The organism is Pseudomonas sp. GZD-222, assembly GCF_049310525.1.
Lineage (GTDB): Bacteria > Pseudomonadota > Gammaproteobacteria > Pseudomonadales > Pseudomonadaceae > Aquipseudomonas.
In genome coordinates this window covers 1-15,802 of the sequence record NZ_JBMOWO010000035.1, presented here as the reverse complement: position 1 = coordinate 15,802, position 15,802 = coordinate 1, and the positions used below count along the sequence as shown (strand labels likewise).

At 63.0% G+C, this 15,802-nt stretch carries 15 protein-coding genes; 5 read left to right on the top strand and 10 right to left on the bottom strand.

Going from position 1 to position 15,802, the window contains the following annotated elements:
• Positions 1-67: 67 nt before the first annotated feature.
• The gene (locus ACO6VD_RS06465) at positions 68-967 is read right to left on the bottom strand and encodes a TauD/TfdA dioxygenase family protein (RefSeq protein WP_422417778.1); all 900 of its coding nucleotides are present in this window, start codon (positions 965-967) and stop codon (positions 68-70) included.
• 182 nt (positions 968-1,149) lie between these two features.
• Here ACO6VD_RS06465 and ACO6VD_RS06460 point away from each other — a divergent pair, with 182 nt between their 5' ends.
• Positions 1,150-2,076 (top strand): LysR family transcriptional regulator, encoded by a 927-nt coding sequence (locus ACO6VD_RS06460; protein WP_422417776.1) that lies wholly within the window; start codon positions 1,150-1,152, stop codon positions 2,074-2,076.
• Here ACO6VD_RS06460 and ACO6VD_RS06455 read toward each other — a convergent pair.
• Complete coding sequence (locus tag ACO6VD_RS06455; RefSeq protein ID WP_422417774.1) at positions 2,033-3,079, bottom strand: ABC transporter substrate-binding protein; 1,047 nt, start codon at positions 3,077-3,079, stop codon at positions 2,033-2,035. The genes ACO6VD_RS06460 and ACO6VD_RS06455 overlap by 44 nt on opposite strands.
• Positions 3,080-3,356: 277 nt before the next feature.
• Between ACO6VD_RS06455 and ACO6VD_RS06450 the strand changes: the two genes are divergently transcribed.
• The 3 genes from ACO6VD_RS06450 to ACO6VD_RS06440 are packed head-to-tail and all read left to right on the top strand — an operon-like array spanning position 3,357 to position 7,384.
• Positions 3,357-4,952, top strand: a complete 1,596-nt coding sequence (locus ACO6VD_RS06450; protein ID WP_422417772.1) for an ABC transporter permease — start codon at positions 3,357-3,359, stop codon at positions 4,950-4,952.
• Positions 4,949-5,773, top strand: coding sequence for an ABC transporter ATP-binding protein (locus tag ACO6VD_RS06445; RefSeq protein WP_422417770.1), 825 nt, complete (start codon positions 4,949-4,951; stop codon positions 5,771-5,773). The genes ACO6VD_RS06450 and ACO6VD_RS06445 overlap by 4 nt, the downstream gene beginning before the upstream one ends.
• A gap of 9 nt (positions 5,774-5,782) precedes the next feature.
• Entirely contained in the window at positions 5,783-7,384 is a 1,602-nt protein-coding gene (locus ACO6VD_RS06440; protein WP_422417768.1) for an arylsulfatase, read from the top strand.
• Here ACO6VD_RS06440 and ACO6VD_RS06435 read toward each other — a convergent pair.
• Positions 7,356-8,063 carry a Crp/Fnr family transcriptional regulator gene (locus ACO6VD_RS06435; RefSeq protein WP_422417766.1) on the bottom strand — a complete coding sequence of 236 codons (708 nt, stop codon included), beginning with the start codon at positions 8,061-8,063 and terminating at the stop codon, positions 7,356-7,358. The two genes, ACO6VD_RS06440 and ACO6VD_RS06435, sit on opposite strands and share 29 nt — an antisense overlap.
• Before the next feature lie 90 nt (positions 8,064-8,153).
• On the opposite strand from ACO6VD_RS06435, the gene ACO6VD_RS06430 reads away from it, so the two are divergent.
• Positions 8,154-8,678, top strand: coding sequence for a DUF962 domain-containing protein (locus ACO6VD_RS06430; protein ID WP_422417764.1), 525 nt, complete (start codon positions 8,154-8,156; stop codon positions 8,676-8,678).
• Between the two features lie 62 nt (positions 8,679-8,740).
• Here ACO6VD_RS06430 and pcaC read toward each other — a convergent pair whose 3' ends face one another.
• From pcaC to ACO6VD_RS06395, 7 genes are all read right to left on the bottom strand, one after another.
• A complete protein-coding gene (pcaC, locus tag ACO6VD_RS06425) occupies positions 8,741-9,133 on the bottom strand; it encodes a 4-carboxymuconolactone decarboxylase (protein ID WP_422417763.1) in 393 nt (130 codons plus the stop codon).
• 10 nt (positions 9,134-9,143) lie between these two features.
• On the bottom strand, positions 9,144-9,935 hold the full coding sequence (gene pcaD, locus ACO6VD_RS06420; protein ID WP_422417761.1) for a 3-oxoadipate enol-lactonase: 792 nt from the start codon (positions 9,933-9,935) through the stop codon (positions 9,144-9,146).
• Between the two features lie 11 nt (positions 9,936-9,946).
• Positions 9,947-11,311 carry a 3-carboxy-cis,cis-muconate cycloisomerase gene (locus ACO6VD_RS06415; protein ID WP_422417759.1) on the bottom strand — a complete coding sequence of 455 codons (1,365 nt, stop codon included), beginning with the start codon at positions 11,309-11,311 and terminating at the stop codon, positions 9,947-9,949.
• 19 nt (positions 11,312-11,330) lie between these two features.
• On the bottom strand, positions 11,331-12,620 hold the full coding sequence (locus ACO6VD_RS06410; RefSeq protein ID WP_422417757.1) for an MFS family transporter: 1,290 nt from the start codon (positions 12,618-12,620) through the stop codon (positions 11,331-11,333).
• Between the two features lie 119 nt (positions 12,621-12,739).
• Positions 12,740-13,945: a 3-oxoadipyl-CoA thiolase gene (gene pcaF, locus ACO6VD_RS06405; protein WP_422417780.1), complete on the bottom strand. Its 1,206-nt coding sequence runs from the start codon at positions 13,943-13,945 to the stop codon at positions 12,740-12,742.
• Positions 13,942-14,721 carry a CoA-transferase subunit beta gene (locus ACO6VD_RS06400; protein ID WP_422417755.1) on the bottom strand — a complete coding sequence of 260 codons (780 nt, stop codon included), beginning with the start codon at positions 14,719-14,721 and terminating at the stop codon, positions 13,942-13,944. Before ACO6VD_RS06400 ends, pcaF begins: the two co-directional genes overlap by 4 nt.
• Positions 14,718-15,578 carry a CoA transferase subunit A gene (locus tag ACO6VD_RS06395; protein ID WP_422417753.1) on the bottom strand — a complete coding sequence of 287 codons (861 nt, stop codon included), beginning with the start codon at positions 15,576-15,578 and terminating at the stop codon, positions 14,718-14,720. The genes ACO6VD_RS06400 and ACO6VD_RS06395 overlap by 4 nt, the downstream gene beginning before the upstream one ends.
• Between the last annotated feature and the right edge of the window lie 224 nt (positions 15,579-15,802).

Sequence of the window (15,802 nt, the reverse complement as noted above, 5' to 3'; positions counted from 1 at the left end):
GAGCTACACCCCCCCCCCCCCTTTTTACCCTCCGCTGGTCTCCCCCCCCCCCCCCCCCCGATAGCGCTCACCCCCCACGCACAGTACGACTACGCTGCCCGGTCACCCCCACCGGCACATCCCCTTGCAAGGTCACCCGGCGCACCACCCGGTCCTGGGTACCGTAGTCATCCACGGCATAGTGCTGAGTGGCGCGGTTGTCCCAGATCGCCACATCCCCCGCCTGCCAGCGCCAGCGCACGGTGTTTTCCAGGCGCGTGACATGGCTCTGCAGCAGGTTGAACAGGTGCGTGGAGTCAAACAGCGAATAGCCTTTCAGGCGTTTGACGAAGTGGCCAAGCAACAAGTGTTTTTCCCCGCTGACCGGGTGCACGCGCACCACCGGGTGCTCGGTTTCATAGACGGTCGAGGTGAAGATACGGCGGTAGCTTTCCTGTTGCTCCAGGGTGACATTCGGCTTGGCCGCGGCGTAGTCATATTCGTTGCTGTGCACCGCCCAGAGTTGTTCAGCCAAAGCCTGCAACTCTGCGGAAAGGTCCTGATAGGCCGTCGCCGTGTTGGCCCAGACAGTGTCGCCGCCCGACGCGGGCGCTACCACCGAACGCAGGATCGATGCTTTCGGATAGGCGTCAACGAAGGTCACATCGGTGTGCCAGGAGTTGGCCCGGCGCTCACCGTCCAGCTCCAGCAGGAACCGCGTTCCTTCACGCACCGGCACCGTCGGATGGGCAATAGGTTCGCCCAGCAGGTGGGCGAACGCCTCCTGGCCCTGATCGTCGAGATGATGCTGGGCGCGGAAGAAGATCACTTTGTGCTGCACCAGAGCGGCCTGGATGGCCTCGATCACGGCGGGCTCAAGGTCGGCGCTCAGTTGCACTCCACGAATCTCGGCGCCGATGCGCCCGGCCACCGGATGGATATCCAGCGCTTGGCTGATGGGTGCTACGGCGTGTGCGGCATTGCTCATGGTATGACCCTCATCTGGCTGCTCTAGGAAAAATGCCGATGAAACACTTGCGCTATCCATATGCAAATAAGCTCTAATAGATATTCACATGCTTCATTGACGGAATAAGAGCTTGCATTTAAAACCTGAGGCTTCGTGGCGGCAAATACCTTCGCCGTATTTTTGGAATGCCGGGAAAGCATATGGATCTTCGCCAACTGCGTTACTTCATCGCCCTTACTGAACACCGCAGTTTTGTCCGCGCGGCCGACGCCATGGGCATCACCCAACCGGCTTTCAGCCGTAGCATCCAGGGCCTGGAACAGGAGTTCGGTTGTGTGCTTGTGGACCGAGGCAACAAGGACTTGCGCCCGACGCCAGAAGGCCAGGTCGTGCTGCAGCACGCCTTGCGCCTGGTCCAGGGCGCGGCCCAGTTGAGTTGCGAAGTACTGCAGATGACCAAACTGGATGCAGGCGAGCTGCACTTCGGCTGCGGCCCGGCTCCCGCCGTGCAGTTGGTGCCGCAAGCCCTGGCACGCTTTCTCCAGGTGCACCCCAAGGTGCGCACCCGCCTAGAGGTGGACAACTGGGAAAAACTCAGCCGCGCGTTGAACCGTGAGGAGATCGAATTCTTCATTGCCGACATCCGCCAGTTCGAAGCGGACCCGAACTTCCAGACCCTGCCATTGAGCCCGCGCCGCGGACTGTTCTTCTGCCGCCCGGGTCACCCGTTGCTGGCCAAGGACAGCCTGTCGACCAACGACATGTTCGACTACCCGCTGGCCACCACGCTGATTCCGCCTGGGGTGCGCAAACTGCTGGCCAATCTCAGCGGCAAGACCGATTTCACCCCGCAGTTGCTCACCGAGCACTTGCCGACCCTGGTGCGCCTGGTGCTCGACAGCGATGCCATCGGCATCGGTACCGAAGAAGCCTTTGCCAGCGAGATTCAGCAAGGCCGCCTGGTGCGCCTGCACTGGCGCAATCTGCCGGCCAACCTGGACAGCCTCAACGCCCGCTGCGGCATTGTCAGCCGCAGCGGTTATCGCCTGTCGCCGGCAGCGCGGACGATGATCGACACCTTGATCAGCCTCGATCAGCAGCCAGCGCTACAGGTGCTGGCCGGGTAGCCTGAGGCGCCAGCCACTGGCTGACTTTGAACGGCTTGCGGATCAGGCGCTGTTCGGCAGCCAGGTCGACCGAGGCCTGGAGCTGGTCGAGGAAGGGTTGATCAAGGCTGGAACGGAAGGTCTGGCCCAACACTTCATCCTGCAGGTCGCGCTGAAGGATCACCGGCGGGTAGCTGGCCAGGCCTGAAACCAGCTGGATGTAGGCCTCTTTGTTGCTTTCATCGCTCAGCCACAGCACCGCTTGTTGTTGCGTTTCAAGCAGGCGCTGAACCAGTTCCGGGTGGGCGTCGACAAAGGCTCCGGAACCCACCAGCACCGCCTGGATACTGCCGGCACCGCCCAGGTCTTTGGTGTTCAACGGCAGCTCGGCAAGGCCGCGTTCCTGTAGCGCAGTCAAGCCTGACAGCCCCCAGGTGGCGTCAATCTGTTTGGCCGCCAGGGCGGCGACCGCGGCGTTGAAGTCGAGGTTGATGACCTTGAAGTCTTTCTCGCTCAGGCCCTGGCTGGCCAGCGCGGCATCGAACGACAACTGGCTGGCGGTGCCGCGAAAAATCGCCACACGCTTGCCCTTGAGGTCCTGCAAGGTCTTGATGCCACTGCCCGGTGCTACGCCCAGGTAATGCTTGATGCCGCGTCCGGTAGCGGCCAGCAGGCGCGTATCGACGCCATTGGCCTTGCCGATGATGGCCGCCAGATCGCCCAGATAAGCGAAGTCGACCTGGCCGTTGGCAAAGGCTTCGTTAATCACCGGCCCCGCCCCCTTGAAGTAATTCCACTGGATCTTGATGCCATCGGCGGCGAAGGCCTTCTCCAGCAACTGCTGGTTGCGCAGGACATCGGTGACACCACCGCCGGAATTCTGCGTACCGGCACTCAGGTCCGGCACTGCAATGCGAATCTCGCGGACTTCGACGGCCTCGGCCAACGGCGGTAGCCACCCCACCACAGCGGCCAGGGCGGGAGCGGCAAACAGACTGAAAACACGGTTGATCGACAGGTTCATGGCGGGCGACTCCTTGTAGTGATGCGGCCACGCTAACCACAACCAGGAACAACAAATAAATACTAATAAATTACATTTTAATAACAAATAGAGATAACCGCGTAACGACGGGCCTCTGCATGGCGATGCATAAAGCACACAAAAAATATGCTTCGAAGGCATTGGATGCACGGCTCGGGGTCTGCTTTAAATGCTCTCTCTTATCACCTATTCGAATTTATTTTTGAAAAAATATACCCGAAAGGAATATAGAAATATCAATCCACGGAGGTCCGCCATGGCCCGAGCATCACTCCCCAGCTTGCCCCTGGCCGCATCCACAGGTCGCCTGCGTCAGGTCGGCAGATTGCACCGGGCACACCTGCAGGCGTGGTATTTACCGGCGGGCCTGGCCCTGCTGTGGTGGCTGGCCAGCCGCAATCAATGGATGAGCGAACAGATCCTGCCAGCGCCCAGTCTGGTCTGGCAGAGCGCGCAGGAACTGGCCCATGGCGAGCTCTGGTCGCACCTGGCAATCAGCCTGCAACGCTTGCTGATCGGCTTGCTGGCGGGTGTCGGCAGCGGTGCCCTGCTCGGTGCCTGGCTGGGTGTCAGCCGACGCGCCGAACGTCTGGTGTTGCCCACCTTCAACGCCCTGGCGCAGATTCCAACGCTGGCCTGGGTGCCGTTGTTCATGGTGCTGTTCGGCATTGGCGAAGTGCTCAAGCTGGTGGTGCTGGTCAAGGCAATCATCGTTCCGGTCACCCTGCACACCCTGGTAGGTGTGCGTGATGCCCAGCCACGTCTGCGCGAAGCGGCAGCGGTCCTCCAGCTGCCACGCCGTTTGCTGATCACCCGCTTGATCCTGCCCGCCGCGCTGCCGGCCTTTCTTGCTGGTGTACGCCTGGCCCTGGCCACTGGCTGGTCGTCATTGCTGGCGGTTGAACTGCTTGCCTCCAGTGAGGGCATCGGCTACCTGATGGTCTGGGCCCGGCAGTTGTTCATGCTCGATATCGTCTTCGTCTGCATCGGTGTCATCGGCCTGCTCGGCTTTGCCATGGACCGTGGTCTGAGCTGGCTGGATCGCCGCCTGGTGCATTGGCCGCATCCCCCCGGCGCCGAACTGCGCAGGCAACCTTTGTACGGCAGCGAACGCCTGCAAGCCTTGCTGCTTCCCCTGGCGCTGCTGGGTGTCTGGCAGCTGGCGAATCAGTTGCAGTGGGTCGATGCCAACATTCTTGTAGCGCCCGGACAGGTGCTGCTCACTGCCTGGAACGGCGTGCTCGACGGTTCGCTGACTTCGGCTTTGGCGGTCAGTGTCGGTCGAGCACTGGGCGGCTTGCTGCTGGGCGGCGGCCTGGGCTTTGTACTCGGGGTGTGGCTGGGCTTGTCACGCCCCGCCGAGCGCGTACTGGGCCCGACCCTCGCGGGTCTGCGGCAGATCGCGATCTTCGCCTGGGTACCACTGCTCACGGCCTGGTTCGGTCTCGGTGAGCTGGCCAAGTGGGTATTCGTCGGCCTGGCAGCATTCTTCCCCTTGTTCATTGCCACCCAACGCAGCGTCGCCAACCGTTCGCCGCAGCTCGACGAAGCCGCCCTCGTCCTCCATCTGAACCTGCGCCAGCGCCTGCTGCGCCTGGTGTTGCCCGGCGCGGCGCCGGGGATTTTCGCCGGCCTGCGGGTCGGGTTGATCTATTCCTGGCTGGGCACCATCGGTGCCGAGTACTTCATGCCCTCCGGCGGTGGTATCGGCAGCCTGATGATCGGCGCCCAACAACTGCTGCGCATGGACCTGATCATGGCCGGGATGCTTCTGGTCGGCCTCACCGGCGCGCTGTTGGGCGCCCTCGGACAACACATCGAATCGCGCGCCACGCGCTGGAGACGAGCATGAATGCCATTGCCCATCCGTTGGTCAGTTTCAATCAGGTCGGCAAGCACTTCGCCGTGGCGGGCGGTGAGCTGGAGGCCATCCGCGACTTCAACCTGCAGATCGCCGATGGTGAGTTCGTCGCCATTGTCGGCGCCAGCGGCTGCGGTAAATCCACCCTGCTACGGCTGTTGATCGGTCTGGACAATGACTACCAGGGGCAGATCCTGATCGACGGTCAGCCACTGACCGGCATCGGTAGCGAACGCGGCATCGTGTTCCAGGAGCACCGCTTGTTCCCCTGGCTGAGCGTGCGCGAAAACATCGCGCTGGGCCTGGTCAACACGACGCTGACTGACAGCGAGCGCGAGCAACGGATTGCCGAATACATCGCCCTGGTCGGCCTCCAGGACTTCAGCCAGGCCTACCCGCACCAGCTTTCCGGCGGCATGGCCCAGCGCGTGGCGATTGCCCGCGGCCTGGTCGCCAGCCCGCGCATTCTGCTGCTCGACGAACCCTTCGGCGCCCTCGATGCCCTGACCCGCCAGCAGATGCAGGAAGAGCTGCTGGCGATCCGTGCACGGGCGCGCATTACCACCCTGCTGGTTACCCACGATGTCGAGGAAGCGCTGTTTCTGGCTGACCGCGTGGTGGTGCTGGAACCGCGTCCAGGCCGTATCAAACGCATCAACAGCATCGACCTGGCGCACCCGCGACAGCGCGCCAGCTATGACTTCCATCGCCTGCGCGAGGCGCTGCTGCACGAACTGACCGCCGACGACCGCTACCTGCCGCCCGCGCCCACCCAGATCCATAACCTGCCCTTGTCCTACCTTGCCTATTGAGAGCCAACCATGAGCCAACGCCCCAACTTTCTGGTCATCGTTGCCGATGACCTGGGATTCTCCGACCTCGGCGCCTTCGGCGGTGAAATCGCCACCCCCAACCTGGATGCCCTGGCCAGCGCCGGTCTGCGCCTGACCGACTTTCACACCGCACCGACCTGCTCGCCAACCCGCTCGATGCTACTGACCGGCACCGATCACCATATCGCCGGTATCGGCACCATGGCCGAGGCCCTGACCCCGGAACTGATCGGTAAACCCGGCTATGAGGGCTATCTCAACGACCGCGTGGTGGCGCTGCCGGAACTATTGCGCGAAGCCGGATACCAGACGCTGATGAGCGGCAAATGGCACCTGGGCCTGAAAGCCGAACTGGCGCCGCATGCCCGTGGTTTTGAACGCTCGTTCGCCCTGCTGCCCGGCGCGGCCAACCACTACGGTTTCGAGCCGACCTATGACGAGCAGACTCCGCGCCTGCTCAAGTCGACCCCGGCGCTGTACATCGAAGACCAGACCTTCGTCGAGCAATTGCCTGAGGGTTTCTACTCCTCCGATGCCTTTGGCGACAAACTGCTGCAGTACCTCAAGGAGCGTGACCAGAGCCGGCCGTTCTTCGCCTACCTGCCCTTCTCCGCGCCGCACTGGCCACTGCAGGCCCCGGCCGAGGTGGTCGCCCGCTACAAGGGCCGCTACGACGCAGGCCCGGAAGTGTTGCGCCAGGAGCGCCTGGAAAAGCTGCGCCAGCTTGGCCTGATCAAGGCCGAGACCCGCGCCCACCCGGTGGATAATCACTGGGAGACCCTCAGTGATGAACAGCGCCAGCGTTCGGCACGCTCCATGGAAGTCTACGCAGCGATGGTCGAGCGCATGGACTGGAACATCGGCCGGGTGCTGGATTACCTGCGCAACCAGGGTCAGTTGGACAATACCCTGGTGCTGTTCATGTCCGACAACGGTGCCGAAGGCGCGCTGCTCGAAGCCTTCCCCAAATTCGGCCCGCACCTGGCCAGCTACCTGGACCAGCACTACGACAACAGCCTGGAAAACATTGGCCGGGCCAACTCATACGTGTGGTACGGACCGCAGTGGGCACAAGCGGCAACCGCGCCGTCGCGGCTGTTCAAGGCGTTTACCAGCGAAGGCGGCATACGCGTGCCAGCGCTGGTGCACTACCCGGCCCTGGCGCGCCAGGGGCAGATCAGCCATCAGTTCAGTACGGTGATGGACATCACCCCGACCCTGCTGGACCTCGCCGGTGTCCGTCATCCGGGTACACGCTGGCGCGGTCGCGATGTCGCCGCACTGCGCGGCAAATCGTGGCTGGGTTACCTGTCCGGCGAAACGGAACAGGTGCATGACGACAACACCGTCACCGGTTGGGAGTTGTTTGGGCGCCGGGCGATTCGCCAAGGTCAGTGGAAGGCCGTGTACATTCCAGGGCCGGTGGGCCCGGCCACCTGGCAGCTGTATGACCTGGCCAGCGACCCGGGCGAAATCGATGACCTCGCCCAGGCGCAACCGGCCAGGCTCCAGGCACTGCTGGGCGAATGGCAGAAGTATGTCGAGGAAACCGGGGTGATCCTTAGCGAGTCGCCGTTCCAGCCGGACTAGCCAGGGCCTGCAGACGGGCGCGATCGAGAATCTCGATCTCGCCATAGCCCAGGCGCAGCGCCCCGTCCTGCTGCAGCGACTTGAGGATCTGGTTGGTGGTCTGGCGCGACAGTGACAGCATCAGCGCCAGTTGCTCCTGGGACAGTTGCAACACTCGGCGGGTGCCGTCCATCTCGCCATAGCCGGCGGCGATCTGCAGCAGCCGATGGGCGACGCGCGGTGCCGCTGCAAACAGACTCTGCTGTTCCAGAGCGACGAACACCCAGCGCAGTTTCTGGCTCATCAGCAAGGCGAAGTCACGCCAATATTCGGGTTGCTGCGCCAGCAATGCCAGTAGCGCGGCCTGAGGTATCCACAGCAGCCGCACCGCACCTTCCGCCTGCGCATCATGGGTGCGCGGCTGGCCGTCGAACAGGCTGATTTCGCCGAACCAGTGCGGCGCTTCCACCAGCGTCAGCAATGCCTCTTTGCCTTCACTACTGACCGCCCCCACGCGCATGCTGCCCGACAGCACCGCGTACAAACCGCAGGGCGCATCGCCGCGCTGGAACAGGTACTGCCCCGGCGCCAGCTCACGCAGGCGGGCCAAGCCCGGCAGGCTATCCTGTAGGGACAGCGGCAGATGTTTGAACCAGTGGCCCTGGAGCAAGGTCTGGCGCCAGATTGGATCGGTGGTCATAAGGCCTCGAAGGTCAACTCTGTCGGCTAGCCGACAGACAGCCGCAATGGCTGCAGGGCATGCTCAGGCTACCCCACAGGAGGAACAATAATGAAAAACCTGGTCGAACACCTCAGTCAATACGCCGCCTACCACCGTGACCCGCGCAACATCGCCACCCACTTCGTCGGCATTCCGATGATCGTGCTTGCAGTCACCGTGCTGCTCTCTCGTCCGGGCCTGGATTTGCTGGGGGTGTGGCTGTCGCCGGCTTTGTTGGTAGCACTGGCGACGGGCTGGTTCTACCTGCGCCTGGACCAACAGTTTGGCTTGATCATGGCCCTGTTGCTCGGCCTGTGCCTGTGGGCCGGCCAAGTGCTGGCCGTGCAAAGCACCCTGGTGTGGTTGAGCGCGGGGCTGGGGCTGTTCGTGGTCGGCTGGGTGATCCAGTTTGTCGGGCACTACTATGAAGGACGCAAGCCAGCCTTTGTCGACGATCTCAGCGGGTTGATCATCGGACCGTTGTTCGTGGTGGCGGAATTGGGGTTTCTGCTGGGGATGCGGCCGGCGCTGAAGCAGGCCATCGAGCGTAATGCCGGGCCGGTGGCGATTCGGCAGAAAAAAGCTGCGGTCTGATTGACTCATCGCGGGGCAAGCCCGCTCCCACCGGTGGGAGCGGGCTTGCCCCGCGAAAGGGATCATGCCCGCGATTCAACCCCCAACTCATCCCACACCGACTCGGCCAGATGGAAGGTGGCATTGGCCGCCGGAATGCCGCAGTAGATCGCGCTCTGCATCAGCACTTCCTTGATTTCCTCACGCGTCACGCCATTGTTGGCGGCCGCGCGCAGGTGCAGCTTGAGCTCTTCGTTGCGGTTCATGCCGATCAGCATGGCGATGGTGATCAGGCTGCGGGTGTGCCGCGGCAGACCCGGACGGGTCCAGATATCACCCCAGGCATGGCGGGTGATCATTTCCTGGAACTCGTTGTTGAACTCCGTCAGGTTGTTCAGGCTGCGGTCGACGTGGGCATCGCCAAGTACCGCGCGACGCACCTTCATGCCTTCTTCGTAGCGTTGTTTTTCGTCCACGAATCGCTCCTCAGCGGGCCAGCAGAAAGTCGATCACCCGGCGGCTGAACGGCTCGCCGACTTCGACATTGGACAAGTGCGCGGCATGGAACTCGGCGTATTCGGCGCCCTGCACGTTTTCCTGAATGAACAGCCCGCCCGCAGGCGGAGTAACCGCGTCATGGCTGCCGGAAATCACCAGCAGCGGCGCCTTGATTTCGCCCAATTGATCACGGAAGTCGGCATCACGTACCGCCCCGCAGTTGGCCGCATAGCCTTGCGGCGAAGTGCTGGCAAGCATGTCGGTAATGCGCTTGGCCTGATCAGGCTTGTTCGATGAATAGGCCGGAGTGAACCAGCGCTCGATCGACGCATCGCGCAGGCCGACCATTGCTTGCTTGCCGTCGCGCAAGACCATTTCGATACGCGGGTTCCAGATCTCCGGCGAGCCGATCTTGGCGGCTGTGTTGCAGACGATCAGGCGGTTCAGCCGCTCGCCGGCATTGATCCCCAGCCACTGGCCGATCAGGCCACCCATGGACAGGCCACAGAAATGTGCGCGTTCGATCTTCAAGGCATCGAGCAGCGCCAGTACATCCTGGCCCAATTGCTCGATGCTGTAGGGGCCGTCGGTAACCAGCGAGCCGCCATGGCCGCGGGTGTCGTAGCGCAATACGCGAAAGTGCGCGGCAAAGGCCGGCACCTGGGTGTCCCACATGTGCAGATCGGTGCCCAGGGAGTTGGACAGCACCAACACCGGCGCGCCTTCAGGGCCGTCGAGTTGATAATTGAGTACGCCATCGGCGAGTTGTACCTGTGCCACAGCAGCCTCCTTCAGGCAGGGAAACGGTGATGTTCGGCCAACGCCCGCTCGACCCAGGCGCGGGCCTGACCGAGGTAGTGGGCCGGATCAAGCAGACGATCGAGTTCGTCCGCCGAGAGTTCGGCGCTCACCTGTGGATCGTCGCCAAGCACGGCGCGCAGGTGGCGTTGTTCGGCTACTGCACGCTTGCAGCAGGTTTCCAGCAAATGGTGTGCGCTGTCGCGGCCCAGACGTTGGGCCAGGACAATACTCACCGCCTCCGCCAGGACCAGGCCCTGGGTCAGGTCAAGGTTGTGACGCATACGCGCCGCGTCGACCTGCAGACCGTCAGCGATAATCTGCGCCTGGCGCAAGGCACCGGAGACCAGGCAGCAGATCTCCGGCAGGGTCTCCCACTCGGCATGCCACAGGCCCAGGCTGCGTTCGTGCTCCTGGGGCATGGCGGCAAACAGCGTCGACACCAGCCCCGGCACGCGGGTCGCCGCACCGATCAACACTGCAGCACCGACCGGATTGCGCTTGTGCGGCATGGTCGAAGAGCCGCCTTTGCCGGGTGCGGCGGGCTCGAACACTTCCGCCGCTTCGGTCTGCATCAGCAGGCTGATGTCACGGCCGAGCTTGCCCAGGCTGCCGGCGATCAGGCCAAGCACCGAGGCGAATTCCACCAGACGGTCGCGCTGGGTGTGCCAGGGTTGTTCCGGTAGTTGCAGATTGAGTTGCGCCGCCAGGGCTTCAGCCACCGGCAGGGCCTTGTCACCGAGCGCCGCCAGGGTCCCGGAAGCGCCGCCGAATTGCAGGGTGAGCAAGCGCGGCTTGAGTTCCTGCAGACGTTGGCGATGGCGGGTCAAGGCGCCCAGCCAGCCAGCGATTTTCATGCCCAGGGTGACCGGTGTTGCATGTTGCAGCCAGGTGCGTCCGGCCAACGGTGTGTCGGCATGGGCCTCAGCCTGACGCGCCAGCGATTCGGTCAGCCGTTGCAGGTCGGTCTCGATCAGGGTCAAGGCCTGGCGCAATTGCAGGACCAGGCCGGTGTCCATCGCATCCTGACTGGTAGCGCCCAGGTGCACATAACGCTCGGCTTCGGGCACGCCACTGGCGATCACTTTGCCCAGCGCCTTGACCAGCGGAATCGCCGAATTGCCGGCAATGCCGATGGCCTCGGCCAACGCCGCAAAGTCATAGCGCTCGGCCTGGCAGGCGGCCTGGATAGGCGCCACCGCCACCTGCGGAATCACCCCCACGGCCGCTTCGGCACGGGCCAGGGCCGCTTCGAAATCGAGCATGCCCTGCACCCGGCCACGGTCGGAAAATACCTCGCGCATGGCGGGCGCGGTGAAGTAGGCATCGAACAGCTGATTGCCCGGTCGCGGGTTCATCTACACGTCCTTTAACAGGTCAATGATCGTGGTGCAGGTAGGCCGCCTGTTTGGGCAGCCGCAGGCTGAACAGGAAGGCAATGGCCATCATGGCGGTAACGTACCAGTAAAAGGTGTTCTCCATGCCCATCGACTTCAGCCCCAGTGCCACATACTCGGCAGAACCGCCGAACATCGCGTTGGCCACCGCATAGGCCAGGCCGACACCCAAAGCACGCACCTGCGGCGGGAACATCTCGGCTTTGACCAGGCCACTGATCGAGGTATAGAAACTGACGATGCACAGCGCCAGGGTGATCAATACAAAGGCCAGGAACGGGCTGGTGACGGTTTTCAGCGCCATCAGGATCGGTACGGTAAAGAGCGTACCCAGGGCGCCGAACAGCAGCATCGAATTGCGCCGGCCGATACGGTCGGAAAGCATGCCGAACAACGGCTGCATGCACATGTACAGGAACAGCACGCCTGTCATGATGAAACTGGCGGTCTTGGCACTCATGCCGGCGGTATTCACCAGGTACTTCTGCATGTAGGTGGTGAATGTATAGAAAATCAGCGAGCCGCCAGCGGTGTAGCCGAGCACGGTGACGAAGGCCGCCGTGTGGTGGCGGAACAGCCCGGAGATACTGCCGGCTTCTTTATCGTTACGGGTTTCGGCGCTGCTGGTCTCTTCCAGCGAACGGCGCAGGAACAGCGAGATCACCGCCGCCACCGCACCCACCACGAACGGAATCCGCCAGCCCCAGGCGCGCAACTCATCTTCGCTGAGCAATTGCTGGAGAATCACCACTACCAGCACCGCCAGCAGCTGCCCGCCAATCAGGGTCACGTACTGGAACGAGGCAAAGAAGCCACGCTGGCCGCGCAAGGCGACCTCGCTCATGTAGGTTGCAGTGGTGCCGTATTCGCCACCAACCGACAAGCCCTGGAACAGCCGCGCCAGCAACAGCAGCGCCGGTGCCCAGGCACCGATCGTGGCGTAGGTGGGCAGGCAGGCGATGACCAGGGAGCCGGCACACATCATCAGCACCGAGATCATCATCGAATTCTTGCGGCCATGGCGGTCGGCGACGCGGCCAAACAGCCAGCCACCAATCGGGCGCATCAGAAAGCCAGCCGCAAACACCCCGGCGGTATTGAGCAGTTGCACCGTCGGATCGTCGGAAGGGAAAAAGGCTGGGGCAAAGTAGATGGCGCAGAAGGCGTAGACATAAAAGTCGAACCATTCCACCAGGTTGCCCGAGGAGGCACCGACGATGGCGAAGATGCGCTTACTGCGTTCCTCACCAGTGTAATAGGCAGTTGTCATGGCAATTCACTCTAGGAGGGTTACTGGAGTCTAGACACAATCAGTAACACTCTCGTTCCACAAACAATCCCCCCGGACTCGCGACCCTGCGTGGGAACCGCGTATCCGGTGGTATTGGTTTACACCCGCTCGATAGCCAGGGCCAGGCCCTGCCCTACCCCGACGCACATGGTCGCCAGGCCTTTGCGACCACCGTGTTTCTCCAGCTGATGCAAGGCGGTGAGGATCAGACGCGCGCCACTCATGCCCAACGGATGGCCCAGGGCGATGGCACCGCCGTTGGGATTGACCTGGGCAGCATCGTCGGCCAGACCCAGCTCGCGCAACACCGCCAAGCCCTGGCTGGCGAAGGCTTCGTTGAGTTCGATGACATCGAAATCACTCACTGCCACCCCGAGACGCTCGGTCAACTTGCGCACCGCGGGTACCGGGCCGATACCCATGACCCGCGGCGCAACACCGGCGCTGGCCATGCCGAGGACCCGGGCGCGTGGCGTCAGGCCGTGTTTTTTCACTGCTTCAGCCGAGGCCAGGATCAATGCCGCGGCACCGTCGTTGACCCCCGAAGCGTTGCCTGCGGTGACGGTCTTGTCCGGCCCGTTGACCGGCTTCAGCCGTGTCAAAGCTTCCAGGGTGGTGTCGGCGCGAGGATGCTCGTCGTGCTCGACAACGGTTTCGCCTTTTTTGTGGGCGATGCGCACCGGCACGATCTCTTCAGCGAAGAAACCTGCCGCCTGGGCCGCAGCGGTACGTTGCTGGCTGCGCAGGGCGAAGGCGTCCTGGTCGGCACGCGAGACCTGATAATCGTCGGCAACATTGTCGGCGGTTTGCGGCATGGCATCGACGCCATACTGAGCCTTCATCAGCGGGTTGATAAAACGCCAACCGATAGTGGTGTCTTCCAGCTTCATGTTGCGCGAATAGGCGCTGTCGGCCTTGCCCATCACAAACGGGGCGCGCGACATCGACTCGACGCCGCCAGCAATCGCCAGCTCCATCTCGCCGCTGGCAATGGCGCGGAAGGCGGTGCCGACCGCGTCCATGCCCGAGGCGCAGAGACGGTTCAAGGTCACCCCCGGCACGCTGTCCGGCAGGCCAGCGAGCAGCAGCGCCATGCGTGCCACGTTGCGGTTGTCTTCACCGGCCTGGTTGGCGCAGCCGAGGAACACTTCGTCCAGCAGATCCCATTGCACCTGTGGGTTGCGCTCGATCAGCGCCTTGATCGGCACGGCCGCCAGGTCATCGGCTCGCACGCCGGCCAGGGCACCGCCGAAACGGCCAATTGGGGTACGAATGGCATCGCAGATAAATACGTCACGCATCAGGCTTCTCCTGGCGCTTGGCCGTGGGCGGCGGCAGTGCGTGCTTCCAGGTCACGCAGGGCGGTCAGCTCGACTTCACTCGGTGCAGCGGTGGTCTGCACGCTGTCGGCAAAGCGAATGGCCCAGCCGGTGGCGGCAATGATCTGCTCACGGGTTACACCCGGGTGGATCGAGGTCACGACGAACTCGTGGGTGTCGGCTTCTGGTTCCATGATGCACAGGTCGGTGATGATCCCCACCGGCCCTTCCCCCGGCAGGCCCAGACGTTTGCGCGAATCACCGCCCTCGCCATGGCCGACCGAGGTGATGAAGTCGAGCTTATCGACAAAGGCGCGATTCGATTGCTTGAGGATGATCAGCACCTGTTTGGCCGAACCGGCGATCTCCGGCGCGCCACCGGCGCCGGGCAGGCGCACTTTCGGGTTGTGGTAGTCACCGACCACCGTGGTGTTGATATTGCCGAAGCGGTCGACCTGGGCGGCGCCGAGGAAGCCGACGTCGATACGCCCGCCTTGCAGCCAGTAACGGAAGATCTCGCCGGTCGGCACCACGGTGTCGGCGGTTTCCGCCAGCTCGCCGTCACCGATCGACAGGGGCAGCACGCTCGGTTTGGCGCCGATCGGGCCGGATTCATAGATCAGCACCACATCTGGAGAAGAGGTCAGGCGCGCCAGGTTGGCCGCCTTGGAAGGCAGGCCGATGCCGACGAAGCACACTGCACCGTTACGCAGACGACGGGCTGCGGCGACGGTCATCATTTCATTGGTGGAGTAGCTCATTGTGCAGCCTCCGAAGCGCTGGCCAGTTTTGCCTTGAATTCAGTGAAGTCGGCGGTGCCGCGAATGTATTCGTCGATCCAGGCGCTGAAGGTTTCGCGATTGCGGGCAATCGGGTCCCAGGCCTGGTAGAAACGGTTGTCACGCTCGTAGTAGCCATGGGCGTAGGACGGGTGCGCACCGCCCGGAACCAGACAGACGGCAGACAGTGCCCAGGTCGGCAGTACACAGGCGTTCATGGGTGCCTTCAGGTCGTCGACGATTTCTTCGACGGTGACGATGCAACGCTTGGCGGCCAGGGCCGCTTCTTTCTGCACCCCGAGAATGCCCCAGAGCAGCACGTTGCCCTTGCGGTCGGCCTTCTGCGCGTGAATCACGGTGACATCCGGGCGTACCGAAGGCACCGCGGCCAGCACTTCACCGGTGAACGGGCAGGTCACACTCTTGATCAGCGGGTTGACCTTGGGCAGGTCGGAACCGGCGTAGGCGCGCAGCACTGCGAAAGGCAGGCCCGAGGCACCGGCAACGTAGGCGTTGGCCAGATCCGCATGGCTGTGTTCTTCGATTTCCATGGCCTGCGGCCATTGTTTTTCCACGGCATCGCGCAGACGGTGCAGCGAGCCCACGCCCGGGTTACCGCCCCAGGAGAAAATCAGTTTACGTGCACAGCCGGCACCGATCAGCTGATCGTAGATCAGGTCCGGGGTCATACGTACCAGGGTCAGCTCTTTCTTGCCCTGACGAATGATTTCATGCCCGGCGGCAGTCGGAATCAAGTGGGTGAAGCCTTCGAGGGCGACGCTGTCACCGTCGTGGACGAACTGCTTCACGGCGTCGTGGAGCGAGAGGATTTCAGCCATTGCAGACTCCTGGATATGCTGAGTCGAGGTCGGTGTGCAAGGCGCCAGGGGTGGCGCCGGTAGGACTTCAGATTAAGACGGGGCCGAGGGCGGTACAATCCGATAATCGACTAACTGTTCGATTATCGAACCAATTGTTGTTGTGCTAATGGTGTGAATGCATCGCGGGGGAAAGCCCGCCCCACCAGGGAAAGGGGGGGTCTCTTGGGGCGGGATTTCCCCCC

Coding starts and splice junctions, on each gene's coding strand:
- ACO6VD_RS06440 (WP_422417768.1), top strand. CDS start 5,783: ATGAGCCAACGCCCCAACTTTCTGGTCATCGTTGCCGATGACCTGGGA.
- ACO6VD_RS06465 (WP_422417778.1), bottom strand. CDS start 967: ATGAGCAATGCCGCACACGCCGTAGCACCCATCAGCCAAGCGCTGGAT.
- ACO6VD_RS06450 (WP_422417772.1), top strand. CDS start 3,357: ATGGCCCGAGCATCACTCCCCAGCTTGCCCCTGGCCGCATCCACAGGT.
- ACO6VD_RS06430 (WP_422417764.1), top strand. CDS start 8,154: ATGAAAAACCTGGTCGAACACCTCAGTCAATACGCCGCCTACCACCGT.
- ACO6VD_RS06460 (WP_422417776.1), top strand. CDS start 1,150: ATGGATCTTCGCCAACTGCGTTACTTCATCGCCCTTACTGAACACCGC.
- ACO6VD_RS06410 (WP_422417757.1), bottom strand. CDS start 12,620: ATGACAACTGCCTATTACACTGGTGAGGAACGCAGTAAGCGCATCTTC.
- ACO6VD_RS06455 (WP_422417774.1), bottom strand. CDS start 3,079: ATGAACCTGTCGATCAACCGTGTTTTCAGTCTGTTTGCCGCTCCCGCC.
- ACO6VD_RS06435 (WP_422417766.1), bottom strand. CDS start 8,063: ATGACCACCGATCCAATCTGGCGCCAGACCTTGCTCCAGGGCCACTGG.
- ACO6VD_RS06415 (WP_422417759.1), bottom strand. CDS start 11,311: ATGAACCCGCGACCGGGCAATCAGCTGTTCGATGCCTACTTCACCGCG.
- ACO6VD_RS06400 (WP_422417755.1), bottom strand. CDS start 14,721: ATGAGCTACTCCACCAATGAAATGATGACCGTCGCCGCAGCCCGTCGT.
- ACO6VD_RS06445 (WP_422417770.1), top strand. CDS start 4,949: ATGAATGCCATTGCCCATCCGTTGGTCAGTTTCAATCAGGTCGGCAAG.
- ACO6VD_RS06395 (WP_422417753.1), bottom strand. CDS start 15,578: ATGGCTGAAATCCTCTCGCTCCACGACGCCGTGAAGCAGTTCGTCCAC.